Origin of the sequence: Rubrivivax gelatinosus, assembly GCF_016583785.1 — a bacterium.
Taxonomy (GTDB): Bacteria; Pseudomonadota; Gammaproteobacteria; order Burkholderiales; family Burkholderiaceae_C; genus Rubrivivax; species Rubrivivax gelatinosus_B.
Map to the genome: position 1 here is coordinate 1 of NZ_NRRU01000015.1, position 25998 is coordinate 25998.

Genomic DNA, 25998 nt, shown 5'->3' on the forward strand with positions numbered 1-25998 from the left:
CGCCGAAGCCGTGCCGGCAGGCACGGCTTCGGCGGCGTCCGCTGCCGCGCCGCCTCCAGCGGCGCCGAAGCCAGCTTCCGCGCCCGACCGCCGCCGGCTGCAGCCGCCACCGGGGTTGCCGCCGGTCGCCGCACCGGCCGCGCCGGTGATCCGCCCGGTGCAAACCGATGCCAGTGGCCGGCGCGTGCACGAGCCGCCCGCCTTCCTGCTCGACGACGCGCAGCGCCTGGCGGCGCGCCAGGCCGGCGAGGCCGCACGCGCGGCCTCGGCCGCGCGCCGAGTCGACCGCTACAAGATCGCCTACGCGCTGGCGACGCGCGCGGTGCGCACGCAGGCCGAGTCACGGCTGCTCGGGCGCGATCTGGACGCAGCGCTCGCCGCGCTGCCCGGTGCGCCGCGCTGCCCGCGCGTGGACGTGATGCCGGCGGGCGACAACTGGCGCTCGGTCTGCTGGCCGATGCTGCAGCGCGCCGAGGCCGAGCGCCTGCGCGACCGGCTCACCGAACGCGGACAGCGCGTCGAACTGATCGAGTTCTGAGCCGCTCGCAGCCGCCCGCATGCCCGCGTAGACGCCCGCGCACCCGAATCCGTTACGCTACGGGTTGTCAAGCTGACGGAAGTCAAGGCCGCCCCCTGTCGGGCACGATGCAATGCGGCACGCCGGAAATCCCTGTCTGGCGTGCCTGACCGCGAGTGAATCCAAGATGTTGAAGCCCCCTTCGGTCGACCAGACGGTCGAACTCCTGCGCGAGAAGCTCGAGCGCAGCGTGCTGCGCCCGCTGAAGCTGGCCGGCCGCGAACTGCTCCCGATCGTGCAGGGCGGCATGGGGGTCGGCATCTCGGCGCACCGCCTGGCCGGCAGCGTGGCCTCGCTCGGGGCCGTCGGCACGATCTCCTCGGTCGACCTGCGCCGCCGTCACCCCGACCTGATGGAGCGCACCCAGCACTGTCACAAGGGCTTGAACGGCGAGGCCGACAAGAAGGCGATCAACGACGCCAACCTCGAGGCCATCGACCGCGAGATCCGCGCCGCGCGCGAGATCTCCCAGGGCCGCGGCCTGCTGGCGATCAACGTCATGCGCGCCGTCGGCGAGTACGCGCCCTCGGTCGTGCGCGCGCTGCGCTCGGGCATCGACGCGGTCGTCGTCGGTGCCGGCCTGCCGCTGGACCTGCCGGACCTGGCCAAGGAACACCCCAAGACCGCGCTGATCCCGATCCTGTCCGACGCCCGCGGCGTGCAGCTGATCGTCAAGAAGTGGGAGCGCAAGCAGCGCCGCCCCGACGCCATCGTCATCGAGCACCCGCGGCTGGCCGCCGGCCACCTGGGCGCGGCGCGTGTCGAGGACCTGAACGACCCGCGCTTCGAGTTCGAGAACGTGATCCCGGCGACGCGCGAGTTCCTGCGCAGCGCCGGCATGGAAGACGTGCCGGTGATCGCCGCTGGCGGCATCCGCACGCACGAGGACATCGCGCGCCTGCAGAACCTGGGCGCCGCCGCGGTGCAGCTGGGCACGCCCTTCGTCGCCACCGAAGAGTGCGACGCCGACATCGGCTTCAAGAAGGTGCTGGCCGAGGCGCGCGACGAAGACCTGGTCGAGTTCACCAGCGTCGCCGGCCTGCCGGCGCGTGCGGTCAAGACCCAGTGGCTGAAGAACTACCTGCAGGCCGAACCCAAGCTGCAGGAGATCGCGCACAAGAAGCCGCGCTGCGTCGTCACCTTCGACTGCCTGGCCCAGTGCGGGCTGCGCGACGGCTTCAAGGGCTGGGGCCAGTTCTGCATCGACACCCAGCTCGCCGCCGCGGTGCGGGGCGACCTGAAGAAGGGGCTGTTCTTCCGCGGCGTCGGCCAGATGCCCTTCGGCACCCGCATCGTCCAGGTGCGCGAGCTGCTCGAGAAGCTGCTGACGCCGGTTCACGCCGACGCCTACGCCGCGGCCTGAAGACCCTGTCGCCGGCGGCCCGCGCGCCGCCGGCAGCATCGAGCGATGTCCCTGGCCGCCGCCTACGCCGAGATCAAGCTGGCGCACGTCGCGCTCGTCGCCGCCAGCGGCGGCCTGTTCGCGGTCCGTGGCGCGGCGGTGCTGGCCGGGCAGCGCTGGGCGATGGCGAGGCCGCTGCGCGTCGCCAGCTATCTGATCGACACCCTGCTGCTGACCGCCGGCGCCACGCTGTGGACGCTGCTGGCGCTGCAGCCGCTGCGCGACGGCTGGCTCGGCACCAAGCTGGCGCTGCTCGTCGTCTACGTCGTGCTCGGCTCGCTCGCGCTCAAGCGCGGGCGAACGCCGGCCGCGCGCGCGGCGGCCTACGTGGCGGCGCTGGCGGTTTTCCTCTTCATGGTCTCGGTGGCGCGCGCGCACGATGCTCGCGGCCTGTTCGCCGCCTGGGCGGGCTGACGACGGAGCATTCGATGGCGACGATCCTGCTGCACGAAGGGCCTTCGGTGGGTTTCGAGGCGCCGTTCGAGATGCTAGAGGCCTGCCACGACCGGGTCGAACGCACGCTGTCGCTGCTGGAGCGGCTGCGCCTGCACCTGGACCGCCTGGATGTGGTCGACGAGCAGGCGCGGCACGCTGCGCGCGACGTGATGCGCTACTTCGACCTCGCCGCGCCCAAACACCACGAGGACGAGGAGCGCCACGTCTTCCCGGCGTTGCGCGAGCAGGGCCAGGCGGCGCTGGCCGACCGGCTGCAGGCCGAACACGGTGAGATGGCCGCGCAGTGGGCACGCCTGCGGCCGACGCTCGCCGCCATCGTCGACGGCGCCTGGGACAGCGCCGCGGCGCCGCTGTGGGAAGCCTTCGTCGTGTCCTACCGGCGCCACATCGTCGACGAGGACGAGCAGGCCTACCCGGCCGCCGCCGCCGCGATCGACGATCGCTGCCTGGGCCGCATGGCCGAGGAGATGGCGCACCGGCGCGGGCTGCGCTGAGCGGCCCGCAACGCCTCGTTCCTAGGGCGTGCGTTTCTGACCTGACGGGGGTGCCGTGCCCCAGCTGCGGGCGCACAATGCCTGCAGGAGGTGACAGCGCATGACGTCCGGGAAAATCCTCGTCGCGCAGGGTGGTGGTCCTACCGCCGTGATCAATCAATCGCTGGTGGGTGTGGTGCTGGAGGCGCGGCGGTTTCGCGACGTGCGCCTGGTCTACGGCGCGCGCCACGGCGTGCGCGGCATCGTCGACGAGGACTTCGTCGACCTGACGCAGGAGACCAGCCACAACCTCGAGCAGGTGGCCAACACGCCGTCGTCGGCGCTGGGCTCGACGCGCGACAAGCCCGACCTGAAGTACTGCCAGGAGATCTTCAAGGTCCTGCAGGCGCACGAGATCGCGCACTTCTTCTACATCGGCGGCAACGACTCGTCGGATACGGTGCGCATCGTCAGCGAGCAGGCGATCAAGGCCGGCTACCCGCTGCGTGTCATCCACATTCCGAAGACGATAGACAACGACCTCGTCGGCAGCGACCACACGCCGGGTTTCCCGAGCGCGGCGCGTTTCGTCGCCCAGGCCTTTGCCGGTGCCAACCTCGACAACGCCGCGTTGCCGGGCGTCTACGTTGGCGTCGTGATGGGCCGCCACGCCGGTTTCCTGACCGCCGCCAGCGCCCTGGGCAAGAAGTTCCCCGACGACGGCCCGCACCTGATCTACGTGCCCGAGCGTGTCTTCGACATCGAGCGTTTCCTCGCCGACGTGAAGACCATGTACGAGCGCCACGGGCGCTGCGTCATCGCCGTCAGCGAAGGCATACACGACGCCTCGGGCCAGCCCATCGTCGTGCAGCTGGCCAAGAGCGTCGAACACGACGCCCACGGCAACGTGCAGCTCTCGGGCAACGGCGCGCTCGCCGACCTGCTGTGCGACACGATCAAGTCCCGGCTGGGCATCAAGCGCGTGCGCGGCGACACCTTCGGCTACCTGCAGCGCAGCTTCATCGGCTGCGTCAGCGACGTCGACCAGCGCGAGGCGCGCGAGGTCGGCGAGAAGGCGGTGCAGTTCGCGATGTGGGGCAAGAGCGACGGCTCGGTCGCGATCAAGCGCACCGGCTTCTACTCGGTCGACTACGAACTCCTGCCGCTGGCGACGGTGGCCGGCAAGACGCGCACGATGGACGACGAGTTCATCACCCCCGAAGGCACCGACGTCACCGACGCCTTCCGCATGTATTTGCGGCCGCTGCTGGGTTCGCGCATGCCCGACGCCTTCCGCCTGCGCCGCGCGCCGGTGCCCAAGGTGCTGCACAAATGAACGCGGCGCTCGACCCCGCCCTGGCCCGTCAGGGCCAGCCGCTCGGGCCGGCGCTGCCCGGCGAACGCCTGGCGCTGCCGGGTGGCCTCGTCTGCTACACGATGGGCGAAGGCGCGCCGCTGCTGCTGGTGCACAGCGTCAACGCCGCCGCCTCGGCCGCCGAGATGCGCCCGGCCTACGAACACTACGCCCAGCGGCGCACGGTGTTCGCGCTCGACCTGCCCGGTTTCGGCCTGTCCGATCGCTCCGATCGCGCCTACACGCCGCGGCTGATGACCGACGCGCTGCACGAGGCGGCGTCGCAGATCCGCCAGCGCTGCGGCGCCGCGCCGCTGGACGCGATGGCGCTGTCGCTGGGCTGCGAGTTCCTGGCGCGCGCGGCCTGCGAACGCCCGCGCAACTGGGGCCGGCTGGCGCTGGTCAGCCCGACCGGATTCCGCGGCGCCCGCCCGCTGCGCGGTGCGCCCGGCAGCACGCGCGCGATTCCCGGGCTGCACGCGGTGCTGTCGGTGCCGCTGTGGGCGCCGTTCCTGTTCGACAACCTGACGCGGCCCAAGGTCGTGCGCTACTTCCTCGAGAAGACCTGGGGCGGGCGCCAGATCGACGAGCAGGCCTGGGCCTACGCGGTGGAGACCGCGCGTGCGCCGGGCGCGCGGCACGCGCCGCTGGCCTTCCTGTCGGGCGGGCTGTTCAGCGCCGACATCCTCGACGTCTACGACAAGCTGCGCCAGCCGGTGTGGATGTGCCACGGCGTGCGCGGCGACTTCACCGACTACCGCGCCAAGAGCGAAGTCGAGAAGAAGCCGAACTGGCGCTTCAACGTCTTCCAGACCGGGGCGCTGCCCTACTACGAGCGCCCGCGCGAGTTCTTCGCCGTCTGCGACCGCTTCCTGACTAGAGGCTACGCGCCGCCAGCTTGAAGTCGGGGTCCTCGGGGAAGGGCGAGATCGAGAACCCGAGGCTGCGCATCAGGCGCAGCATGTTGCCGTTGTTCGCCAGGATCAGGCCCTCGATCTCGGCCAGCCCCTTGGCGCGCGCGAAGTCGATGATCGACAGCATCAGCCGCGAACCCAGGCCCTGGCCCTTGAACTCGTCGGACACCGCGAGCGAGAACTCGCAGGTCGTCTGGTCGGGGTTGGTGATGTAGCGCGAGACGCCGATGATGCGGTCGCTCTCCTGGAAGCTGCCGTCCTCGCCGACGTGGCGCTCGCGCAGCACCGCCACCAGCGCCATTTCGCGGTCGTAGTCGATCAGCGTGTAGCGCGCCAGCATGCGCGCCGGCAGCTCGGGCATGGTGCTGGCGAAGCGGAAGTAGCGGCTCTCGTCGGACAGCCCGCGCACGAAGGACTGCAGCATGTCGGCGTCGTCGGGGCGGATCGGGCGGATCGTGTACAGGCCGCCGCCCTTCATCGGCCACTCGCGTTCCTGGCTCGAGGGGTAGGGCAGGATCGCCAGGTGGTTGTAGCTGTGCGGCGCCGCCGCCGAGTGGTCGATGACGATGCGCGCGTCGACCGCGACCGCGCCGTTTTCGTCGACGATGATCGGGTTGATGTCCATCTCGCGCAGCTGCGGCAGCTCGCAGACCATTTCCGAGACGCGCAGCAGCACCTGTTCGAGCGCCTGGATGTCCGCCGGCAGCGCGCCGCGCCATTCGCCCAGCGACTCGGCGACGCGCGAGCGTTCGATCAGCCGGTGCGCCAGGAACTGGTTCAGCGGCGGCAGCTCCATCGCGCGGTCGGCGATCAGCTCGATCATCGTGCCGCCGGCGCCGAAGGTGATCACCGGGCCGAAGGGGTCGTCGGTGGTGAGGCCGACGTAGACCTCGCGCGTCTTGCCGCGCGAGTTGCGCCCGGCCATCGGCTGCACCGTGATGCCGTTGATGCGCGCCGCCGGCAGCGCGCGGCGGATGTTGTCCATCATGTCGTTGAAGCGGTCGCGCACCTGCGCGGCGCTGTGCACGTCGAGCACCACGCCCTTGACGTCGCTCTTGTGCGAGATGTCGGGCGAGTCGATCTTCAGCGCCACCGGGTAGCCCAGCTGGCTGGCGATCAGCATCGCCTCGTTGGCGGTGCGCGCCAGCATCGTGCGCGTCACCGGGATGTGGAAGGCCGCCAGCAGCGCCTTGCTCTCCATCTCGGTCAGCACGCGCCGGCGTTCGGTCAGCACACCCTCGATCAGCAGGCGTGCGCCTTCGGTGTCGGGCTCGGCCAGGTGCGACAGCGGCGCCGGCGTCTGCTGCAGCAGCTGCTGGTTGCGGTAGAAGCTGGCGATGCTGTGGAAGGCGTCGACCGCGGCTTCCGGGGTGCGGAAGGTCGGGATCGAGCGTGTGCCCAGGTACTCGCGCGCCGGGCGCACGACCGAGTCGCCCATCCAGCACGACAGCACCGGCTTGCCGGCGGGCGAATACGCTTCACCGATGGCCTCGGCGACCGAGGCCGGGTCCTCGCCGGCCTTGGGCGAGTAGATCAGCAGCACGCCGTCGGTGCCGCGGTCGCCCATCGCCGTCTGCAGCGCTTCGCGGTAGCGCGTGCCGTCGGCTTCTTCGCCCAGGTCGGCGACGCCGGCGACCTCGAGTCCGATCTCGTCGGCCCAGTCGGCGGCGAGCACGCCGGGGCCACCGCCGTTGGTGATGATGGACAGCCGCCGCCCGACCGGGCGGAAGCGTGAGGCCAGGCACTTGGCGGCCGAGAACAGCTGCACGAAGGCGCGCACGCGCACGACGCCGGCGCGGCGCAGCGCGGCGTCGAAGACGTCGTCGGCGCCGACGATGGCCGCCGAGTGCGTCAGCGCGGCGTTCGAGCCCGAGGGCTTGCGCCCGGACTTCATCACCACCACCGGCTTGGCGTAGGCGGCGGCGCGCAGCGCGCTCATGAAGCGGCGCGCGTTGCGTATGCCCTCCATGTAGACCAGGATGCTCTGCGTCTGGCCGTCGTTGGCCAGGAAGTCCAGCGCCTGCGGCAGGTCGACGGCGGTGTTGGGGCCGAGCGAGATGACGTTGGAAAAGCCGATGCCGTTGTGCCGCGCCCAGTCCAGGATCGAGGCCGTCAGCGCGCCCGACTGCGAGATCAGGCCCAGCGGGCCGGGTGTCGCCAGCGGCCCGAGCGCGCTGGCGTTGAGCTTGAGGCTGGGGCGCTGGAAGCCCAGGCTGTTCGGGCCCAGCAGGTTCACGCCGTAGCGCTTGGCGACCTGGTGCAGTTCGGTGCAGGTCTGCGGCGGCAGGCCGCTGGAGACGATGAGCGCGGCGCGGCACCGGATGCGGCCGACGATCTCCATCGCCGCCGGGATCTGCTCGGCCGGCAGCGCGATCAGCGCCAGGTCGGCGCGCGAGGCCGCCAGGTCGGCCAGCGTGCCCGTCATCGAGATGTCGAGCCAGGTGATCGGGCCGGTGTAGCCGCCATCGATCAGCGCGCGGCGCATCGTGCGTGCCAGCGGCGTCGGAGCCTCGTCGCTGTCCGGATCGCCGGCGAAGACGACGATCGAGCGCGGTGCGAAGAGCGAGCTGAGGATATGGCGGTCCACGGTTGTTCTTTCGTCCTGGGGTGAACCCGAGGAGCATAGGGCAGCGCCTTCGCGCGCGGGTGTGAAGCCTGCACGAGCCCGTGCGGCGCATTGATCATGCGCAAGCGCCGCGTGGCGGCTCGATCAGGGCTCCAGCACCGCGCCGGCAGCCTCGACGACACGTGCCGTCAGGCGCTGCAGCGCGGGCAGCGTGATGCGCGCGTGCTGCCAGGCCAGCGCCACCTGCAGCTCGCTGCCGGGCACCAGCGCGACGAGGGCGCCGGCGGCCAGCAGCGGCCGCACCAGCGGCTCGGGGTTCAGCCCCCAGCCCAGGCCGGCGAGCGTCGCGTCGACGAAAGCCTGGCTGGCCGGCAGCCAGTGGCGGGGCAGTTCGACGCCGTGTCCGAGCACCCGTTCGGCCCAGCGCTGCTGCAGCCTGTCCTTGCGGTCGAAGACCAGGGCCGGCGTGCGCGCCAGTGCCGCGGCGTCGACACCGGCGGCGAAGTGGCGCCCGACGAAGGCCGGGCTGGCGGTGGCGACGTAGCGCAGCTGGCCCAGTGGTACGCGGCGGCAGCCGGGTGCCGCTTCGTCGTCGGCGCTGACGGCGGCCAGCACCTCGCCGGCGCGCAGGCGTTCGGCGGTGTGGTCCTGGTCGTCGACGCTCAGGTCCAGCAGCACACCGGGCTCGTCCTGAGCGAAGGCGGCCGCGGCGGCGACGAACCAGGTCGCCAGGCTGTCGGCGTTGACCGCCACCGGCAGCGTCGCCCAGTCGCCGGCCGCACCCAGCGCCGGCAGTTCGCGCCGCAGCCCGCCTTCGAGCAAGGCCACCTGCTCGGCGTGGCGGCACAGCAGGCGGCCGGCCGCGGTGGCTTCGCAAGGCTGGCCGCGCACCACCAGCACCTGGCCCAGGCGCTCCTCGAGCAGGCGCACACGCTGCGACACCGCCGAGGCGCTGACGTGCAGCGTGCGCGCGGCACGTTCGAAACTGCCTTCGCGCACGACGGCGGCGACGGCTTCGATCAGGGCGTAGTCCAGCATCAATGAAGCGTTGCTTAATCCGGTGCAGCAAGTCTAAGCATGGCTTTGGCGATTTCGCGCCATGCTGGCGCCCATGAGCTCGTCCTGGATCACCGGTTTTTCGCTCGGGCTGGCGCTGATCGTCGCGATCGGCGCCCAGAACGCCTTCGTGCTGCGCCAGGGGCTGCGGCGTGAACACGTCGGCACCATCGTGCTGTTCTGCGCCGCCTCGGATGCGCTGCTGATGAGCGCTGGCGTCGGCGGCCTGGGCCGGCTGATCGGCGCGGCGCCGGCGCTCGCTGCGGCGCTGACCTGGGGCGGGGCCGCCTTCCTGGCGGTCTACGGGCTGAAGGCGCTGTGGCGCGCGCGCCGTCCCGGGGCGCTGGCCGCCGGGGCCGACTGCGGCCTGACGCGGCGCCAGGCGCTGGCGCAGGCGGCCGCATTCACGCTGCTCAATCCGCACGTCTACCTCGACACCGTGGTGCTGGTCGGCGCGGTCGGCGCACAGCAGGCGGCCGCGGCGCGGCCGGTCTTCGTCTGGGGCGCTGCCTCGGCCAGCCTGCTGTGGTTCGGCGCGCTGGGCTACGGCGCGCGCCTGCTGGCGCCGCTGTTCGCGCGGCCGCGCGCCTGGCAGGTGCTGGACCTGCTGATCGGCGCGACGATGCTGGTGCTGGCCGCGGCGCTCGTGTTCTGAGCTGTCCGCACACGAAATCCGCGTTCCCCGCACAATGCGCCGCACCCACCCGAAGGAGGATCGGCCATGAAAGGCGACGCTGTCGTTCTCGACTACCTCAACCGCCAGCTCAAGAACGAGCTCACCGCGATCAACCAGTACTTCCTGCACTACCGCATGTTGAAGAACTGGGGCTTCGCGCGCATGGCCAAGCACGAGTACCAGGAATCGATCGAGGAGATGAAACACGCCGACAAGATCGTCGACCGCATCCTCGTCATCGAAGGCCTGCCCAACCTGCAGGACCTGGGCAAGCTGCTGATCGGCGAAACCGTCGTCGAGGTGCTGGAGTGCGACCTGAAGCTCGAGCTGGGCTCGCAGGCGCTGCTGAAGGAAGCCATCGCCCACTGCGAGTCGGTGCGCGACTACGTCAGCCGCGAACTGCTCGACGACATCCTCGAGGACACCGAGGAGCACATCGACCACCTCGAGACCCAGCTCGAGCTGGTGGGCAAGCTCGGCGAGCCGAACTATCTGCAGTCGCAGATGGGCGAGCCGTCCTGATCGGCGGGCGGGGCCGCTCTATCCCCTGCCTCCTTCTCTAGTATTGAGAAGGATTCGCATTTGACTTAGGATGGGTGCATTCCGAACGGAGCTGCGCCCATGATCGTCTGCCTCTGCCACCGCGTCTCCGACCGCGACATCGCCGCCGCGGTCCAGGCGGGCACACGTTGTTTCGACGTGCTGCAGGACGATCTGGGGGTCGCGTCCTCCTGCGGCTGCTGCCACGACTGCGCGCGCGAGGTTTTCGACGCCGCGGTCGACCGCCACGCCGGCAACTGCTGCCAGTCGGTGGCTGCAGCCAGCGCCCAGAGCGCCTGAACGCGCGGCGGGCGCGCCGTTTGCCTCCTCTCCTGTATCACGGCCGAAAGTGCCGTCCCCACCAGGAGACACGATGCAAACGAAGAACAAGTCGCGATTCCAGCTGACGGCTGCCACTTTGGCGGCCGTTTGTTTTGTGGCGGCCTGCGGCGGCAGTGGCGGCGACGACGATGACGACAACGCCGGCGCGCTGTCCTCCGAAGTCGCCGAGGGTTACGTCGCCGACTCGGCTGCGATGCCGGTCGTCGCCGCCGACGGCGTCGACCTCGCGGTCGAGACCCTGGAGGCCGGCCTGGCAGCCGGCGCCTTGGGCAGCGGCCAGGTCCGTGCGCAGTCGGTCGACGGCAGCATGGCCTGCGCCGGCGGCGGCACGGTCAGCTGGACGGTGGTCGGCGCCGATGCCGGCAATGAAGGCAACGGCAGGCTGGACGCGGGCGAAGTGGTCGACGTCGACTACGCCGCCTGCATCGGTGCCGACGGCACGACGACGCTGGACGGCTCGCTGCAGCTGACCGTGACCGCACGCGACGACAGCTCCAGCGACCTGGCGTTGCTGGTCAGCGGCCTGAAGGTCAGCAAACCGGCCGGCAGCTTCACCGTCGGCGGCGGCGTGCGCGTGCAACGCCAGACGACGGCGCTGGACGGCGGCGGCAGCCGTCGCGAGCGCGAACTGAGCGGCGAGGCGGTGGTGCTGGTCGCCAGCATCGGCGGGCGCGAGTCGAACTACCGGCTGAACTCCTACGACTGGACCGTGGTCAAGACCTACGATGCCGGCGGTGCCCTCACCGGCCGCACGCACGACGGCCAGCTGACGCTCCAGTCCGACACGCCGCGCCGCCCGGACGCCCAGATCGAGATCGAAAGCGACGGTGCACTGACCATCGGCAGCGATGGTTATGTTGCCGCCGGCCGTTTCGTCGCGACGACGACCAACGACGAGCTGACGGCCACCTGGGCCGACGGCAGCGTGACGCTGACGCTGGATCTGGGCAAGGACGGCAGCATCGACCGCACCTGGACGGTCACGCGCGACCAGCTCAAGGCGCAGCTCGGCTGAGCTGTGGCAACCGGGGCGGGGTGATGCGCGCCCCGGCCCCCGCGGCCCGCGCCAGAATGGCAGCACCTTCGCACGGAGAACCACGCGATGACGACCAAGCTGCTGTTGCTGCCGGGCCTGTTGTGTGATGCCGAGGTCTGGGCGCCGCAGATCGCGGCGCTGCCGGCCGTGTGCACCGTGGCCGAATACGGGGACGCCCGCTCCATCGGCGCGATGGCCGAGGCGGCGCTCGCCGCCGCCCCGCCCGGAGCGCTGGCCGTCGCCGGCCATTCGATGGGCGGGCGCGTCGCCTTCGAGATCTGCCGCCGCGCTCCCGAGCGTGTGCAGCGCCTGGCGCTGCTCAACACCGGCTGCCAGGCGCTGCCCGAAGGCGCGGCCGGCGAGCAGGAACGCACCGGCCGCATGCGCTTCCTCGACATCGCCCGGCGCGACGGCATGCGCGCGATGGCGCACGAATGGGTGCTGGGCACGGTGCACGAGAGCCGGCGCCCGGGGCCGGTGGTCGACACCGTCGTCGAGATGTTCGCGCGCCGCACGCCCGAGCTGTTCGAGGCCCAGATCCAGGCCTTGCTGGAGCGGCCTGACTACAGCGCGCTGCTGCCCGAGATCGGCTGCACGACGCTGCTGCTGACCGGCAGCGACGACCGCCTGACACCGCCCGACGGCCACGCCGAGATGCGCAAGCGCATCGCCGACGCCTCGCACGTCGTCATCGGCCGCTGCGGCCACATGGCGACGCTGGAGTCGCCGGCGGCGGTGAACGCCGCGCTCGGCGCCTGGCTCGCGGCCTGATCCGGGTCGTCCCGCCCCCCGCAACGGGCGGGCGACAATGCCGGCCCTCTTGAAGGGCGTGCAGTCCGCCCCCACTGTGCTCGCCGTGCCCGCACCCGACGGGCCTCACATTTTTTCGTCGCCGCTACATCCATGGACAAGCAAACCCTGTCGTTCCAGGCCGAGGTCAAGCAGATCCTGCACCTCGTGACGCACTCGCTGTACTCGAACAAGGAGATCTTCCTGCGCGAGCTCGTCTCCAACGCGTCCGACGCCTGCGACAAGCTGCGTTTCGAGGCGCTGGACAAGGCCGAGCTCTACGAGGACGACCCCGACCTCGAGATCCGCGTCAGCTTCGACGCCGCCAACAAGACGATCACGATCCGCGACAACGGCATCGGCATGAGCGCCGACGAGGCGGTGCAGCACCTGGGCACGATCGCCAAGAGCGGCACGCGCGAGTTCATGGCCGCGCTCGAAGGCGAGCAGAAGAAGGACGCGAACCTGATCGGCCAGTTCGGCGTCGGCTTCTACTCGGGCTTCATCGTCGCCGACCGCATCAGCGTCGAGAGCCGCCGCGCCGGGCTGCCGCCCGAGCAGGGCGTGCGCTGGTCCAGCGAAGGCACCGGCGAGTTCGAGGTCGAGAACATCACCCGCGCCGAACGCGGCACCGACGTCATCCTGCACCTGCGCGACGGCGAGGACGAGTTCCTCACCGCCTGGAAGCTGCGCAGCATCATCGGCAAGTACAGCGACCACATCTCGCTGCCGGTGCTGATGCCCCAGCAGCGCTGGGACGACGAGAAAAAGGAACAGGTCGCGACCGACGAGTGGGAGCCGGTGAACAAGGCCGCGGCGCTGTGGACGCGCTCCAAGAGCGAGCTCACCGACGCGCAGTACCAGGAGTTCTACAAGCAGATCTCCTACGACAGCGAGCCGCCGCTGGCCTACACCCACAACCGCGTCGAAGGCCGCACCGAGTACACGCAGCTGCTGTACGTGCCGGCCAAGGCGCCGTTCGACCTGTGGAACCGCGACAAGCGCGGTGGCGTCAAGCTCTACGTCAAGCGCGTCTTCATCATGGAGGACGCCGAGGCGCTGATGCCGGTGTACCTGCGCTTCGTCAAGGGCGTGATCGACTCGGCCGACCTGCCGCTGAACGTCAGCCGCGAGCTGCTGCAGGAAAGCCGCGACGTGAAGGCGATCCGCGAAGGCAGCACCAAGCGCGTGCTGGCGATGCTGGAAGACGTGGCCGAGAACCAGAAGGACAAGTACGCCGAGTTCTGGGCCCAGTTCGGCGCCGTGCTGAAGGAAGGCATAGGCGAAGACAACGTCAACCAGGAGCGCATCGCCAAGCTGCTGCGTTTCGCGTCGACCCAGGCCGAGGCTGGCGTCGGCTTCGCCGACTACGTCGCGCGCATGAAGGAAGGCCAGGAGGCGATCTACTACATCACCGCCGACACCCTGGCCGCGGCCAAGAGCAGCCCGCAGCTGGAGATCTTCCGCAAGAAGGGCCTGGAGGTGCTGCTGCTGACCGACCGCGTCGACGAGTGGATGCTCTCGCACCTCTACGAGTTCGAGGGCAAGCCGCTGCAGAGCGTGGCCAAGGGCGGCATCGACCTGGGGCAGCTGCAGGACGAAGAGGAGAAGAAGGCCGCCGAAGCCACCGCCGAAGCGCTCAAGCCCGTGCTCGAGCGCCTGAAGGAGGTGCTGAAGGACCGCGCCAAGGACGTGCGCACGACGACGCGCCTGGTCGACTCGCCGGCCTGCATCGTCGCCGACGAAGGCGACATGAGCTCGCACCTGGCGCGGATGCTGAAGCAGGCGGGCCAGAGCGCGCCGAAGTCGCTGCCCATCCTCGAGATCAACCCCGAGCACCCGCTGGTCAAGCGCCTGGACGGCGACGCGCGTTTCGACGACCTGGCGCAGATCCTGTTCGACCAGGCGCTGCTGGCCGAAGGTGGCCAGCTGGAAGACCCGGCGGCCTACGTGCAGCGCATCAACCGCATGCTCGTCGGCTGATGCCCTGCGGCAGTCCGCGGCCCACGAGGCCGCGGACTGCGGTTCATTCCATCGCCTCGAGCTGCTCGCGCAGCTGCGTCGTCTGCTGCGACCAGTAGGCCGAGGTCCCGAAGTACGGGAAGTTCAGCGGGAAGCTCGGGTCCGTCCAGCGCTCGGCGAGCCAGGCGGCGTGGCGCACCATGCGCAGCGTGCGCAGCGGCTCGATCAGCACGCGTTCGCGGTCGTCGAAGTCGCTGAACTCCTCGTAGCCTGCCAGCAGCGTGTCGAGCTGGCGCGCCATCGTCGAGCGCTCGCCCGACACCAGCATCCACAGGTCCTGCACCGCCGGGCCCTGCATCGCGTCGTCGAGGTCGACGGCGTGCAGCGCGCCGTCGCGCGACAGCACGTTGCCGGGATGGCAGTCGCCGTGCAGGCGCAGCGTGGCCAGCGGCGCGGCGGCGGCGAACGCGGACTCGACGGCAGTCAGCGCCTGCTCGCAGGTCGACTGCCAGGCCGGCAGCTGGTCGCCGGGCACGAAGCCGCCGTCGAGCAGCAGCGCCAGCGCGCGCCGGCCGTCGGCCCGGGGATCGAGATGGTGGCGGTGCACGAACGGCCGGCGCCGGCCGACGGCGTGCAGCCGGCCGATGAAGCGGCCGATGCGGCGCAGCGTCTCGGGGTCGTCGAGCTCGGGCTCGCGCCCGGCGCAGCGCGCTGCGACCGCCCAGCGATGGGCGCCGCCGAGAGCCAGCGTCGGCGGCACGCCCGCCAGGCGCACGCCGGCCTCGGCCGACTCGAGCACCAGCGGCGGCACCACCGGCACCTCGGCGGCGGCGAGTTCGAGCGCGAACTCGTGTTCCTCCAGGATCTGCGCGTCGCTCCAGCGGCCGGGGCGGTAGAACTTGGCGACGACCGCGCTGCCGTCCTCGAGGAAGAGCTGGAAGACCCGGTTCTCGTAGGAGTTGAGCTGCAGGATGCGCCCGTCCCCGCGCAGCGCGACGGCGTCGAGCGCGTCGAGAACCTGCTGTGGTGTCAGGTCGGCGTAGCCGGAAATGGCCATCGGGCCTCAGTGCCGCCGCGGCGGCGGCAGGTGGGCCGTGCCGTCGCCGGCGCGGCTGCGCTGGTCCGAGGCGCGTCGTGTCGGCGTGACCCAGGGCGGCACCGGCGCGGCCGGCGCCGGTTCGGCGCTGGGGACTTCTCCGACCCAGGAGGTCTCGGCAAGCGGTGCCGGCGGGGGCTCGACCCAGATGTGGTGGTCGCGCCGGCGCGGCATCGCCGGCGCTCGCTCGCCTTCCGCAGGCCGGCGCTCGCGCGCCTGCGGGGTGTTCTCCGCGGCCGGGATCAGCTCGGCCAGCGTCGGCAGCGCGTCGGGGTTGCAGCGCAGGTAACGCAGACGGCACGCCGCCAGCAGTTCGGCCTTGAAGCGGCGCTGTTCGGCGACGGCGGCGTCGTCGCTGCGCTCCAGGTCGATCGCGGCGAGCACCCGGCCGCTGGCGCTGCAGATCAGGAAACCGACGTCCAGCATCGCCATGCGCGCGGCGAAGGGCCGGGCGCGTTGCGGGTCCAGGGCGCGGCAGAAGCGGCGCAGTGGCACGCGCGCGAGCACGATGTGCTCGGGCAGCGCCTCGCGCAGTTCACGGTGCACGCGGCGTTCGACCGAGTCGAAGACCGGCCGGGCGGCGAACCCGCCTTCGAGCGACGGTGCCGCTGCCGGCGGCCCGCGCCGCTGCCACGCCCACAGCACCGCAGCGCCTGCCAGCAAAGCAAAAGCGATCGAGGTGAGGATCCAGGGCAGGGCGGGCGGCATGACGGGAGCACCGCCGCAAGCAGGGGCCGATGCCGGATGGATCTTAAACCGGGGGCACCGTGCCGCGGTCCCGCGAACGGGCGTGGCGCGTGGCCTGCGACACGGCAGCGTCGCCCAGGTCCGGCAAGGTGCCGACGCCGCCCCACAGGTTCAGCCAGTGGTCGAAGCGGCGGGCATGGCGCTTCAAGCCGTAGTCGAAGTCGGCGACCTGCTGCTCGACCAGGGCCTCGACCTGCGAGGCCAGGTCCTGCGGCGGCAGCAGCACGCGTGCGACCGCGTCCGGCCCGTCGAAGCCGACTTCGGCGCCGGCCTTGCGCGCAATGCGCAGCATCGCGGTGTTCTCGGCCAGCGCGTGGATCAGCAGCGTGTACACGCCGCGGTTGCGCGCGTGCACCATGCACAGCGCAAACAGGCGCGAACCCCAGCCGCGGCCGCGTGCATGTGCCGAGACCGAGACCCCGAACTCGGCCTGTCCGCCGTGCTCGCCCGTGGTGTCCAGGTGGGCGAGGTGGGCCATCGCGACCAGTTCGAGGCGGCGGTTGAAGATGCCGAAGATCTCGTCGCGCCCGAAGTCCAGGCGCGAGACGTACTGTTCGATCTGGTGGTCGTTGGCGGCGTAGCCGAAACGCAGGTAGCGTTCGTGGCCCTGCAGCGCCTGCAGGTGCTGCAGCACACGGGGCCGGTGGCGCTCGGCGAGCTTGCGGATCGGGACCCACTGCTGCGCCGCGGCTTGCGCCGCCGCGGCGCGCTGTGCGTGCCCTGGAACTTCGGACTCGGTCTTCATCTGGCCCCCAACGACTGCTTTGACGCATCGTAGCGGAAAGCCTAGGGTTAACCCTTGACCCCTAGCTCAGATTGACGGCGCTTTCCGGCGATAGTTCGCGCGGCCGAACGGTGTATACTCGCGGGCTTTCCCGATTTCGGCTGGGAAAAGCACGTCCAGGTTTGACGCCCTTCACACGGCGTCCGGCCAGCCCCGAGAGGCCGCCCACACAAGCGGTGCCGAAGGGAGACGCAAGCAGGCAAGCCGATCCAACGCGCGCCGACATCCGGTGCGCACTCTGTGAAGACCCCCTCATGAAGACCTTCAGCGCCAAGCCGGCCGAGGTGAAGCACGAGTGGTACGTGATTGACGCCACCGATAAGGTGCTCGGACGTGTCGCCAGCGAAGTGGCACTCCGTTTGCGCGGCAAGCACAAGGCCATCTACACGCCTCACGTCGATACCGGTGATTTCATCATCATCGTGAACGCCGAGAAGATCCGCGTCACCGGCACCAAGGCCACCGACAAGATCTACTACCGTCACTCGGGCTACCCGGGCGGCATTTACGCCACCGCCTTCAAGGACATGCAGGCCAAGCATCCGGGCCGCGCCCTGGAGAAGGCCGTCAAGGGCATGCTGCCGAAGGGCCCGCTGGGCTACGCGATGATCAAGAAGCTGAAGGTGTACGCTGGTGAAACGCACCCGCACACCGCCCAGCAACCCAAGCCGCTGGCGATCTGAGGACTGCGATGATCGGACAATGGAACTACGGCACCGGCCGCCGCAAGAGCTCGGTGGCTCGCGTCTTCATCAAGAAGGGCACCGGCCAGATCGTCATCAACGACAAGCCGATCGAAGAGTACTTCGGTCGTCAGACGTCGATCATGATCGTCAAGCAGCCGCTGCTGCTGACCGCCAATGACGCGGCCTTCGACATCAAGGTGAACGTGCGCGGTGGTGGTGAATCCGGCCAGGCCGGCGCCGTGCGCCACGGCATCACCCGTGCGCTGATCGACTACGACGCGGCGCTCAAGCCCGACCTGAGCCGTGCCGGCTTCGTGACGCGTGACGCGCGCGAAGTCGAGCGCAAGAAGGTCGGCCTGCACGGCGCCCGCCGTCGCAAGCAGTTCAGCAAGCGCTGATCCGTCGCGTGGCCGGGGAGACCCGGCTGCGCCACGAAGCACACGCCGCGCGGCCGTTTTCGGCTGGCGCGGCGTTTTGCCGTCCAGGGCGGGCGGCAAAGACCGCGCTCCTGTCGCGGTCGTCGTTTACCGGTGTCTGCCGCTGCCCTGCGGCGGCGCCACAATGTCGAAGCCGGCCCCTCGCCGGCCGCGGGCCGTCACGCCCCAACCGGAGAACCCATGAACGCGATCGCCGAACCGACCACCATCACCACCGAAGACCCGCCGGCGCCGCTGATCTTCACCGACAGCGCCGCTGCCAAGGTGAAGGAGCTGGTCGACGAGGAAGGCAATCCCGAGCTGAAGCTGCGTGTCTTCGTCCAGGGCGGCGGCTGCTCGGGCTTCCAGTACGGCTTCACCTTCGACGAGGAAGTCAACGATGACGACACGCAGATGGCGAAGAACGGCGTCACCTTGCTGATCGACGCGATGAGCCTGCAGTACCTCGTCGGTGCCGAGATCGACTACAAGGACGACCTGCAGGGCGCCCAGTTCGTGATCCGCAATCCGAACGCAACGACGACCTGCGGCTGCGGCTCCTCGTTCTCGGTCTGACACCCGGCGGCGCCCGCGGCGCCGCTTCTGCTCGACGGCACGCCGGCATGCGCCGCGTGCCGTTGTCGTTTCAGGCTGGGTAGAGCGCGCCCAGCACACGCTCGCCGCGCGCGCCGGTGACGGCGACGCGGTTGCCGGCGCGGCGCTCCAGATGCGCCTGCGCCAGCCAGGCGAAGGCGATGGCCTCGACCTGGTCCGGCGGGATGCCGAACTCGGCGCTGGACACCAGCCCGGCGCGCGGCAGCAGGGCTGCCAACCGCGCCATCAGGTGGCGGTTGAACGCGCCGCCGCCGCAGACCACCAGCCGCGCCGTTGCCGGCGCCAGCGCCTGCAGCGCATCGGCCGCGCCGCGTGCCGTCAGTTCGGCCAGCGTCGCCATCACGTCGCGCGGCGCGAGCCTCGTGTCCAGCCGTGTGCTCAGCCAGGCCTCGTTGAACAGGTCGCGCCCGGTGCTCTTGGGCGGCGGCCGCCCGAAGAAGCCGTCGGCCAGCAAGGCCTGAAGCAGGTGCTGGTCGACCTGGCCGCCGGCCGCCCAGGCGCCGTCGGCGTCGTAGGGCTGGCCGAGATGGCGCAGAGACCAGAAGTCCAGCAGCGCGTTGCCCGGGCCGCAGTCGAAACCCGTGACGCCCCCGTCCGCCGGCAGCAGCGTCAGGTTGGCGATGCCGCCGAGGTTGAGCACCGCGACGTCGTGCCCCGGCTGGCCGAAGACCTGGGCGTGGAAGGCCGGCACCAGCGGCGCACCTTCGCCGCCGGCGGCGAGATCGCGGCTGCGGAAGTCGCAGACGACGGCTATGCCGGAGAGTTCGGCCAGCAGCGCGCCGTTGAGCAGCTGCAGCGTGTAGCCGTTGCCGTCGAATTCGCGCGGGCGATGGCGCACGGTCTGGCCGTGGGCGCCGATCGCGCGCACCGCGGCGCCGTCCAGGCCCAGTGTCTTCAGCAGCGCCGCCACCGTGCCGGCGTAAGCACGCGCGACGCCGTTGGCGGCGAGCGCGGCGCGGTGCAGTTCGTCGGCGCCGGAGCTGTTCAGCGCCAGCAGCTCGCTGCGAAGTGCGGCGTCGTAAGGGTGGTGCACGTGGCCGATGGCACGCGCCGAGGCGCTGAAATCGACCGCGACGGCGTCGACGCCGTCGAGCGAAGTGCCCGACATCAGCCCCACGACCAGCATCGCGGGCGCTCCCGGCGGCTTATTCGAAGCTCGGGCGGGCGGCGCGTGCTTCGGCCAGCTGCAGCTGGGCGCGCAGGCCCTGCGACAGCTGCGCCAGGCGCGAGCGCGCGGCTGCGTCCAGCGTCACCTGCTCGGCGGCGCGGGCGACGCGCAGCGGGTCCTGCTGCGTGCCATTGAGCTTGAACTCGAAGTGCAGATGCGGGCCGGTGGCCCAGCCGGTGGCGCCGACGGCGCCGATGCGCTGGCCCTGCTCGACACGCTGGCCCTTCTTGACGTCGATGCGGCTCAGGTGCGCATACAGCGTCGCGCGGCCGTTGCCGTGCTGGACCTGGATGACGTTGCCGTAGCCGTTCTGGCGCCCGGCGAGGTCGACGGTGCCGTCGGCCACGGTGCGCACCGGTGCGCCGGTGGGCGCGCCGTAGTCCACGCCCTTGTGCGCGCGCCAGGTGTTCAGGATCGGATGCAGGCGCATCGCGAAACCCGAGGTCACGCGCGAGAACTCCATCGGGCTGGCGAGGAAGCTGCGCCGCAGGCTGCGCCCCTGGCCGTCGTAATAGCCGCCCTTGCTGCCGGGGTTGAACCACAGTGCCTGGTAGGCCTGGCCGCGGTTGACGAATTCGGCGCCGAGCACGCGGCCGACGCCTTCGTTCCACGACACCACTTCGCCGTCGGCGGCGAGCGCCTCGTAGACGACGCTGAAGGTGTCGCCCTTGCGCAGTTCGCGGTGGAAGTCGATCTCGGCCGAGAAGATGTCGGCGATCTGGATCGCGACCGCGTCGGGCAGCAGCGCGGCGTCGGTGGCGGCGAAGAGCGAACTCTGGATCGTGCCGCTGCCCAGGCGCACCTGGACGGCCAGCGGCGCGGTCTCGACGTGGCTGCTGAAACCCTTGCCGTTGCGCTTGACCGTCAGGCGGGTGAAGTGCGTGCGCGCCTGGTCGGCGTTTTCGGCCGGAAAGCGCACCACCAGTTCGGCGAGTTCGCCGCTGTCGCTGGCGCGCACCTGGACCATCTTGCCGCCGCGGCCGCCGACGATGCGACGCGCGATCGGGTCGTTGCGCAGGAAACGTGCGGCGGCGTCGTCGGTGACGCCCAGGCGTGCCAGCAGGCTTTGCGGCGTGTCGGTGCCGCGCGTGATGTCGTGGCGCAGCAGCTCGAGCTTCAGGTCGGCGAGCGCGTCGGACTGCGTCTGCACGTCATCGGGCGTGACGGCTTGCGTGATCAGGCGCTGCGGCAGCAGTGCGGCGTCGGGGGCCAGCGGCGCGATACCGAAGGCCGTGACGCCGAAGCCGCCGAGTGCGACGACGACGGAGGCGATGACGCTGCGGCGGTGGCGTCCGGCGAACGCCTGCGCCTGCTTCAGCAGACGCTCCGGGGTGATGCTCGGTCCCAACGTGTCGATCCGGTCTCGTTGTAGGCCGTCGGCACGGGGCCGGCGTCGTGTCGTCCTCTAGAATCCTTCGCCCAGTCCTACAACGGGCCGCGCGAGTATAGCCAAGCCCCCCGCGAGCAAGGGGCCCGTCCGCATCAAAAAAACTGCCATGTCCGACTCCTCTGCTGCTCCGTTGACGCCGATCACAGACCGCGTCAAGGAGGCGATGCGCATCTCGCTGCGCGGCTGCGACGAACTGCTTCCCGAATCCGACTGGCTGAAGAAACTGGCCCGCGCGGAGGCGACCGGCAAGCCGCTGCGCATCAAGTTCGGCATGGACCCGACGGCGCCCGATCTGCACCTCGGCCATACCGTCGTGCTGAACAAGCTGCGCCAGCTGCAGGACCTCGGCCATGTCGTGATCCCGCTGATCGGCGACTTCACGACGACGATCGGCGACCCCTCGGGCCGCAACTCGACGCGCCCGCCGCTGACGCGCGAGCAGATCGAGGCCAACGCGAAGACCTACTTCGATCAGATCGGCCTCGTCGTCGACGTCTCGCGTGCCGAGGTGCGCTGGAACAGCGAGTGGAGCGACGCGCTGGGCGCGCGCGGCATGATCCAGCTGGCGGCGCGTTACACCGTCGCGCGCATGATGGAGCGCGACGACTTCAAGAAGCGCTTCGAGTCGAACACGCCGATCAGCGTGCACGAGTTCCTCTACCCGCTGATGCAGGGCTACGACTCGGTGGCGCTGAAGAGCGACATCGAGCTCGGCGGCACCGACCAGAAGTTCAACCTGCTCGTCGGCCGCGCGCTGCAGGCCGAGTACGGCCAGGAGCCGCAGTGCATCCTGACGATGCCGCTGCTCGAAGGCCTGGACGGCGTCGACAAGATGTCCAAGAGCAAGGGCAACTACGTCGGCATCGCCGAGCCGGCCAACGACATGTTCGCCAAGATCCTGTCGATCAGCGACGAGCTGATGTGGCGCTGGTTCACGCTGCTGTCCTTCCGCGGCGAAGACGAGATCGCCGCGCTCAAGCGCGAGGTCGAGTGTGGCCGCAACCCGAAGGACGCGAAGGTGATGCTCGCCAAGGAGATCACGACGCGTTTCCACAGCGCCGCCGCCGCCGAGGCCGCGCACGAGGACTTCCAGCGCCGCGCCGCCGGCGGCATCCCCGACGAGATCCCCGAGCGCACGCTCGCCGGCGCGCCGCTGGGCATCGCCGCGCTGCTCAAGCAGGCCGGTCTGGTGCCGTCGACGAGCGAGGCGATGCGCCTGGTGGAGCAGGGCGGCGTGCGTGTCGACGGCGGCGTGGTCTCGGACAAGGCGCTCAAGCTCGGCAACGGCACCTACGTCGTGCAGGTCGGCAAGCGCAAGTTCGTGCGCGTCACGCTCGCCGCCTGACGCCGCCGCAGCACCGGGGCGGGCCGCGATGCAGGTCAGCAGCTACCTGAAGATCTCGATCGCGGTCGCGATCGCGACCATCGCGCTGAAGACCGGCGCCTGGTGGATCAGTGGCAGCGTCAGCCTGCTGTCGGATGCGATCGAGTCGCTGGTCAACCTGGCCGGCGCGATGTTCGCGCTGGCGATGGTGACCTACGCCGCGCGCCCGGCCGACGAGGAGCACCCCTACGGCCACCACAAGGCCGAGTACTTCTCCAGCGGCTTCGAGGGCGTGCTGATCTTCGTCGCCGCGCTTGCCATCGTCTGGGCCGCGGTGCAGCGGCTGCTGCACCCGCAGCCACTGGAGGCGCTGGGCTGGGGCCTGCTGCTGTCGGTCGTCAGCTCGGTGCTCAACGGCGTGCTCGCCTGGACCATGATGAGCAAGGCGCGCGCCGTCGGCTCGATGGCGCTGGAAGGCGACGCACGCCACCTGTTCACCGACGTCTGGACCTCGGCCGGCGTCGTCATCGGGCTCTCGCTGGTGCACTTCACCGGCTGGCTCTGGCTGGACCCGGTGCTCGCGATCATCGTCGCGCTGAACATCCTGCGTGAAGGCGCCTCGCTGGTCTGGCGCTCGGCCAGCGGGCTGCTCGACGAGGCGCTGGAGCCGGCGGTCATCGGCCAGGTCGAGAAGACGCTGGCCGGTTTCGCCGGCCAGCCGATCCGCTTCGACCACGTCGTCACGCGCCGTGCCGGCCAGCGCCGTTTCGTCGACCTGCACCTGCACGTGCCCGGCAACTGGACGCTGGCGCGCGCGGCCGAGGTGCGCGGCGAGGTCGAACGCGCGCTGATGGCCGCGGTGCCGGGGCTGCGCGCCAGCATCCAGCTGCTGCCCAGCGACGCCGAGGCGCTGGCGCTGCCAGGCCAGGAGGACCCGCAGCCATGATCGCGCTGATCCAGCGTGCCGCGCGCGCACACGTCGAGGTCGACGGCCGCAGCGTCGGCGAGATCGGCCGCGGGCTGGTGGTGCTGGTCTGCGCCGAGCCCTCGGACACGCCGCCGCTGGCCGCCCGGCTGGTCGACAAGCTGCTCAAGCTGCGCATCTTCAGCGACGACAACGGGCGCATGAACCGCAGCGTGCAGGACGTGGCCGGCGGGCTGCTGATCGTCTCGCAGTTCACGCTGGCGGCCGACACCGCCGGCGGCAACCGCCCCAGCTTCACCGGCGCGGCGCCTGCCGAACAGGGGCGCGCGCTTTATGACGAGGTGCTGCGGCTGGCGCGCGAGCGTCACCCGCTGGTCGCCGCCGGTGTCTTCGGCGCCGACATGCAACTGCACCTCGTCAACGACGGGCCGGTGACGATTCCGATGCGCGTGGTCTAGAAAACAAAACGCCGCGCTGCAAGCGCGGCGTCCGGGCGCGCCGTGCCGGCGCACGGCCTTGCCGCTTCAGTCGGCGTACTGCCCGGCGGCCTTGATGATCGGGCCCCACTTGTTGATCTCGGACTCGACGAACTTCTTGTGTTCGGCCGGGTTCACGCGGTTGTCGTTGACGATGACCGCGCCCAGCGCCTCTTCGCGCTTGACGAAGTCGGCGTCCTTCAGCGCCTTGCGCAGCGCGGCGTTGATCGTGTCCAGCACCGGCTTGGGCGTGCCGCGCGGCGCGTAGACGCCGTGCCAGATGGTCACGTTGAAACCCTTGACGCCCGACTCGTCCAGCGTCGGCAGCTTGGCCAGCGCCGGTGCCGTCAGGCGCTTGGTCGTCGTCACCGCGTAGGCCTTGACCTTGCCGCTCTCGATCTGGCCGGTGGTGTTGGTCGTCTGGTCGCACATCAGGTCGACCTGGCCGCCGAGCAGGTCGGTCATCGCCGGCGCCGTGCCCTTGTACGGCACGGTCGTCATGTCGATGCCCAGCTTCTGCTGGAACAGCAGGCCGCACAGGTGCGAAGCGGCGCCCAGGCCGGCGTTGGCCAGGTTGATGCGGCCCTTGTTCGCCTCCAGCCACTTGTGCAGCTCGGCGTAGTTGGCGGCCGGCAGGTCGGGGCGGCCGATCAGCGTCATCGGCACCTCGTTGACGAGGCCGACGTACTCGAAGTCGTCGAGCGTCTTGTACGGCAGGTTGCGGTACAGCGCCGGCGAGGTCGCCATGCCGATGTGGTGCACCAGCAGCGTGTAGCCGTCCGGCGCCGCCTTCGCGACCTTGGACGCACCGAGCGTGCCGCCGGCGCCGCCGACGTTCTCGATGACGATGGTCGCGTTGCCCAGCTGCTTGCGCAGCGCCTCGGCGAGGTCGCGCGCGACCTTGTCGGTCGGGCCGCCGGCCGAGAACGGCACGACGAAGGTGATCGGCTTTTCGGGGTAGGCGGCGGAAGCGGCTGCGGCGAGCGTCGCGGCGGCCAGAGCGAACAGCGTCTTCTTCATGAGGTGCTTGTCTCCTGCGGTGGTGGGCGATCCGAACCGGCGAATGCTAGGTCGTGCGGACGGGGACGCTCATCGGTAAATACGTATCCGGGAGGACGCTTGTCGCAGCTTTGCGCGCCGTCAGCGGCCTGTGGCGCGATGATCGTGACGGATCGCCGTTCCCGGCGACTGCGCGCGGCTGTCGCGCCCGGGCCGGCAGCAGAATCCTGCGGTCCGACTGTGCCCACCACGCCGATGAAACAACACGTCTCCCGCCGTAGCCTGCTCGGTGCTGCCGCCGCGCTGGGCCTGCCCAGCGCCTTCGCCCAGAACGCGGGCCGGCCGATCCGCTTCGTCATCGGCTATCCGCCCGGGGGCTCGAGCGACGCGCTCGGCCGCGCGTTGGCCGAGCGGCTGGCGGGGGGGCTACGCCATCCGGTCGTGGCCGAGAACCGCGACGGAGGCGGCGGCACGGTGGCGGCGGCCCATGTGGCCAAGGCCGCACCGGACGGCATGACGCTGATGCTGGCCTCGTCGCACCACCTCGTCGCCCAGCACGTGATGCGCGACCTGCCCTACGACTTCGCGACCGCCTTCGAGCCGGTGGCGGCGGTGGCGGCGGTGCCATCGGTGCTCGTGGTCTCGGCGCGCTCCAAGCTGAACAGCGTCAGGGAGCTGATCAACCAGGCCGCGGCCGAACCCGGGCGCCTGCGTTACGGCTCGATCGGCGCCGGCTCGACCCAGCAGGCCACGGCCGAGCTGTTCCGCCTGCGCGCCGGCATCAAGCTCGACCGTTCGACCTATGCCAGCGGCGCGCCGATGATGGCCGCCGTCGCGGCTGGCGAAGCCGACCTGGCTTTCGAGACCATCCCGTCGGCGATGGTGCAGATGCGCGCCGGCAAGGTGAAGGCGCTGGCGGTGTCGACCACCAAACGCTCGTTCGCGCTGCCCGAGGTGCCGACGCTGGTCGAGGCCGGCCTGCCCGGTTTCGACGCCCCCGTCTGGTACGGCATCGTCGCTCCGGCCGGCACGCCGCGAGCGATCGTCGAGCGCTACAACGAGACCGTCAACCGTCTCGTCGACACCGCCGAATACAAGGCCCAGCTGCTGCAGTTCGGCGCCCAGCCGGTGACGATGTCGCCGCTCGAGTGGGGCGGCGCGATCCGCCTGGACCTGAAGCGCTGGGAACGCCTGGCGCGCCAGGCGCAGATGATCTGAGCCTGGCCTGC

General features: G+C 70.7%; 26 protein-coding genes and 1 pseudogene. 19 read left to right on the top strand and 8 right to left on the bottom strand.

Annotation, left to right across the window (positions count from 1 at the left end; all coding sequences use genetic code 11):
- The 6 genes and pseudogenes from CKO43_RS05725 to CKO43_RS05750 form a co-directional block, all read left to right on the top strand.
- A pseudogene (locus tag CKO43_RS05725) lies at positions 1 to 538 on the top strand (hypothetical protein); the annotation flags it as partial.
- Positions 539 to 704: 166 nt separating this feature from the next.
- Complete coding sequence (locus CKO43_RS05730) at positions 705 to 1940, top strand: NAD(P)H-dependent flavin oxidoreductase (protein ID WP_200228325.1); 1236 nt, start codon at positions 705 to 707, stop codon at positions 1938 to 1940.
- Positions 1941 to 1985: 45 nt separating this feature from the next.
- The gene (locus CKO43_RS05735; protein WP_200228326.1) at positions 1986 to 2393 is read left to right on the top strand and encodes a SirB2 family protein; all 408 of its coding nucleotides are present in this window, start codon (positions 1986 to 1988) and stop codon (positions 2391 to 2393) included.
- Between the two features lie 14 nt (positions 2394 to 2407).
- Positions 2408 to 2929: a hemerythrin domain-containing protein gene (locus CKO43_RS05740; RefSeq protein ID WP_200378115.1), complete on the top strand. Its 522-nt coding sequence runs from the start codon at positions 2408 to 2410 to the stop codon at positions 2927 to 2929.
- Positions 2930 to 3029: 100 nt separating this feature from the next.
- The gene (locus tag CKO43_RS05745) at positions 3030 to 4244 is read left to right on the top strand and encodes a 6-phosphofructokinase (protein WP_200228328.1); all 1215 of its coding nucleotides are present in this window, start codon (positions 3030 to 3032) and stop codon (positions 4242 to 4244) included.
- Positions 4241 to 5164: an alpha/beta fold hydrolase gene (locus CKO43_RS05750; RefSeq protein ID WP_200228329.1), complete on the top strand. Its 924-nt coding sequence runs from the start codon at positions 4241 to 4243 to the stop codon at positions 5162 to 5164. Before CKO43_RS05745 ends, CKO43_RS05750 begins: the two co-directional genes overlap by 4 nt.
- Here CKO43_RS05750 and CKO43_RS05755 read toward each other — a convergent pair.
- Both CKO43_RS05755 and CKO43_RS05760 read right to left on the bottom strand, forming a co-directional pair.
- A complete protein-coding gene (locus CKO43_RS05755) occupies positions 5139 to 7763 on the bottom strand; it encodes a GNAT family N-acetyltransferase (RefSeq protein WP_200378116.1) in 2625 nt (874 codons plus the stop codon). The genes CKO43_RS05750 and CKO43_RS05755 overlap by 26 nt on opposite strands.
- Positions 7764 to 7886: 123 nt before the next feature.
- A complete protein-coding gene (locus CKO43_RS05760; RefSeq protein ID WP_200378117.1) occupies positions 7887 to 8780 on the bottom strand; it encodes a LysR family transcriptional regulator ArgP in 894 nt (297 codons plus the stop codon).
- A gap of 73 nt (positions 8781 to 8853) precedes the next feature.
- Here CKO43_RS05760 and CKO43_RS05765 point away from each other — a divergent pair, with 73 nt between their 5' ends.
- The 6 genes from CKO43_RS05765 to htpG all read left to right on the top strand — a co-directional run bounded on the left by CKO43_RS05765 (position 8854) and on the right by htpG (position 14164).
- Positions 8854 to 9453 (top strand): LysE/ArgO family amino acid transporter, encoded by a 600-nt coding sequence (locus CKO43_RS05765; protein ID WP_200378118.1) that lies wholly within the window; start codon positions 8854 to 8856, stop codon positions 9451 to 9453.
- A gap of 66 nt (positions 9454 to 9519) precedes the next feature.
- Positions 9520 to 9996: a bacterioferritin gene (gene bfr / locus CKO43_RS05770; RefSeq protein ID WP_200228332.1), complete on the top strand. Its 477-nt coding sequence runs from the start codon at positions 9520 to 9522 to the stop codon at positions 9994 to 9996.
- A 99-nt stretch (positions 9997 to 10095) separates the two neighbouring features.
- Complete coding sequence (locus CKO43_RS05775; protein ID WP_200228333.1) at positions 10096 to 10314, top strand: (2Fe-2S)-binding protein; 219 nt, start codon at positions 10096 to 10098, stop codon at positions 10312 to 10314.
- Positions 10315 to 10387: 73 nt separating this feature from the next.
- Positions 10388 to 11371 carry a hypothetical protein gene (locus CKO43_RS05780; RefSeq protein WP_200378119.1) on the top strand — a complete coding sequence of 328 codons (984 nt, stop codon included), beginning with the start codon at positions 10388 to 10390 and terminating at the stop codon, positions 11369 to 11371.
- A gap of 87 nt (positions 11372 to 11458) precedes the next feature.
- Positions 11459 to 12163, top strand: coding sequence for an alpha/beta fold hydrolase (locus CKO43_RS05785; protein ID WP_200228335.1), 705 nt, complete (start codon positions 11459 to 11461; stop codon positions 12161 to 12163).
- A 132-nt stretch (positions 12164 to 12295) separates the two neighbouring features.
- Positions 12296 to 14164 (top strand): molecular chaperone HtpG, encoded by a 1869-nt coding sequence (gene htpG / locus CKO43_RS05790; RefSeq protein ID WP_200378120.1) that lies wholly within the window; start codon positions 12296 to 12298, stop codon positions 14162 to 14164.
- Positions 14165 to 14207: 43 nt separating this feature from the next.
- Here the strand turns inward: htpG and CKO43_RS05795 are convergent, their stop codons facing one another.
- Genes CKO43_RS05795 through CKO43_RS05805 form a run of 3 tightly spaced genes read right to left on the bottom strand, consistent with a single transcriptional unit; the run spans position 14208 to position 16731 of the window.
- Positions 14208 to 15200 (bottom strand): serine/threonine protein kinase, encoded by a 993-nt coding sequence (locus tag CKO43_RS05795; protein WP_200378121.1) that lies wholly within the window; start codon positions 15198 to 15200, stop codon positions 14208 to 14210.
- A 6-nt stretch (positions 15201 to 15206) separates the two neighbouring features.
- Positions 15207 to 15947: a DUF2726 domain-containing protein gene (locus tag CKO43_RS05800; protein ID WP_200378122.1), complete on the bottom strand. Its 741-nt coding sequence runs from the start codon at positions 15945 to 15947 to the stop codon at positions 15207 to 15209.
- Positions 15948 to 15990: 43 nt separating this feature from the next.
- Positions 15991 to 16731: a GNAT family N-acetyltransferase gene (locus CKO43_RS05805; protein WP_200228339.1), complete on the bottom strand. Its 741-nt coding sequence runs from the start codon at positions 16729 to 16731 to the stop codon at positions 15991 to 15993.
- Between the two features lie 293 nt (positions 16732 to 17024).
- Here CKO43_RS05805 and rplM point away from each other — a divergent pair, with 293 nt between their 5' ends.
- The 3 genes from rplM to erpA all read left to right on the top strand — a co-directional run bounded on the left by rplM (position 17025) and on the right by erpA (position 18448).
- On the top strand, positions 17025 to 17453 hold the full coding sequence (rplM, locus tag CKO43_RS05810) for a 50S ribosomal protein L13 (RefSeq protein WP_200228340.1): 429 nt from the start codon (positions 17025 to 17027) through the stop codon (positions 17451 to 17453).
- An 8-nt stretch (positions 17454 to 17461) separates the two neighbouring features.
- Positions 17462 to 17854, top strand: a complete 393-nt coding sequence (gene rpsI, locus CKO43_RS05815; RefSeq protein ID WP_200228341.1) for a 30S ribosomal protein S9 — start codon at positions 17462 to 17464, stop codon at positions 17852 to 17854.
- Between the two features lie 219 nt (positions 17855 to 18073).
- Positions 18074 to 18448 (top strand): iron-sulfur cluster insertion protein ErpA, encoded by a 375-nt coding sequence (gene erpA / locus CKO43_RS05820; RefSeq protein ID WP_200228342.1) that lies wholly within the window; start codon positions 18074 to 18076, stop codon positions 18446 to 18448.
- A gap of 70 nt (positions 18449 to 18518) precedes the next feature.
- On the opposite strand, the gene CKO43_RS05825 is transcribed toward erpA, so the two are convergent.
- Positions 18519 to 19613 (bottom strand): anhydro-N-acetylmuramic acid kinase, encoded by a 1095-nt coding sequence (locus CKO43_RS05825; protein WP_200228343.1) that lies wholly within the window; start codon positions 19611 to 19613, stop codon positions 18519 to 18521.
- 19 nt (positions 19614 to 19632) lie between these two features.
- Complete coding sequence (locus CKO43_RS05830) at positions 19633 to 21003, bottom strand: M23 family metallopeptidase (RefSeq protein ID WP_200378123.1); 1371 nt, start codon at positions 21001 to 21003, stop codon at positions 19633 to 19635.
- 148 nt (positions 21004 to 21151) lie between these two features.
- On the opposite strand from CKO43_RS05830, the gene tyrS reads away from it, so the two are divergent.
- The 3 genes from tyrS to dtd are packed head-to-tail and all read left to right on the top strand — an operon-like array spanning position 21152 to position 23752.
- On the top strand, positions 21152 to 22390 hold the full coding sequence (tyrS, locus tag CKO43_RS05835) for a tyrosine--tRNA ligase (protein ID WP_200378124.1): 1239 nt from the start codon (positions 21152 to 21154) through the stop codon (positions 22388 to 22390).
- Positions 22391 to 22418: 28 nt separating this feature from the next.
- Positions 22419 to 23315 (top strand): cation diffusion facilitator family transporter, encoded by an 897-nt coding sequence (locus tag CKO43_RS05840; protein ID WP_200228346.1) that lies wholly within the window; start codon positions 22419 to 22421, stop codon positions 23313 to 23315.
- A complete protein-coding gene (gene dtd / locus CKO43_RS05845) occupies positions 23312 to 23752 on the top strand; it encodes a D-aminoacyl-tRNA deacylase (protein WP_200378125.1) in 441 nt (146 codons plus the stop codon). The genes CKO43_RS05840 and dtd overlap by 4 nt, the downstream gene beginning before the upstream one ends.
- Positions 23753 to 23818: 66 nt before the next feature.
- Here the strand turns inward: dtd and CKO43_RS05850 are convergent, their stop codons facing one another.
- The gene (locus CKO43_RS05850; RefSeq protein ID WP_200228348.1) at positions 23819 to 24790 is read right to left on the bottom strand and encodes a tripartite tricarboxylate transporter substrate binding protein BugD; all 972 of its coding nucleotides are present in this window, start codon (positions 24788 to 24790) and stop codon (positions 23819 to 23821) included.
- A gap of 234 nt (positions 24791 to 25024) precedes the next feature.
- On the opposite strand from CKO43_RS05850, the gene CKO43_RS05855 reads away from it, so the two are divergent.
- Positions 25025 to 25987 (top strand): tripartite tricarboxylate transporter substrate-binding protein, encoded by a 963-nt coding sequence (locus CKO43_RS05855; protein WP_200378126.1) that lies wholly within the window; start codon positions 25025 to 25027, stop codon positions 25985 to 25987.
- Positions 25988 to 25998 lie beyond the last annotated feature (11 nt).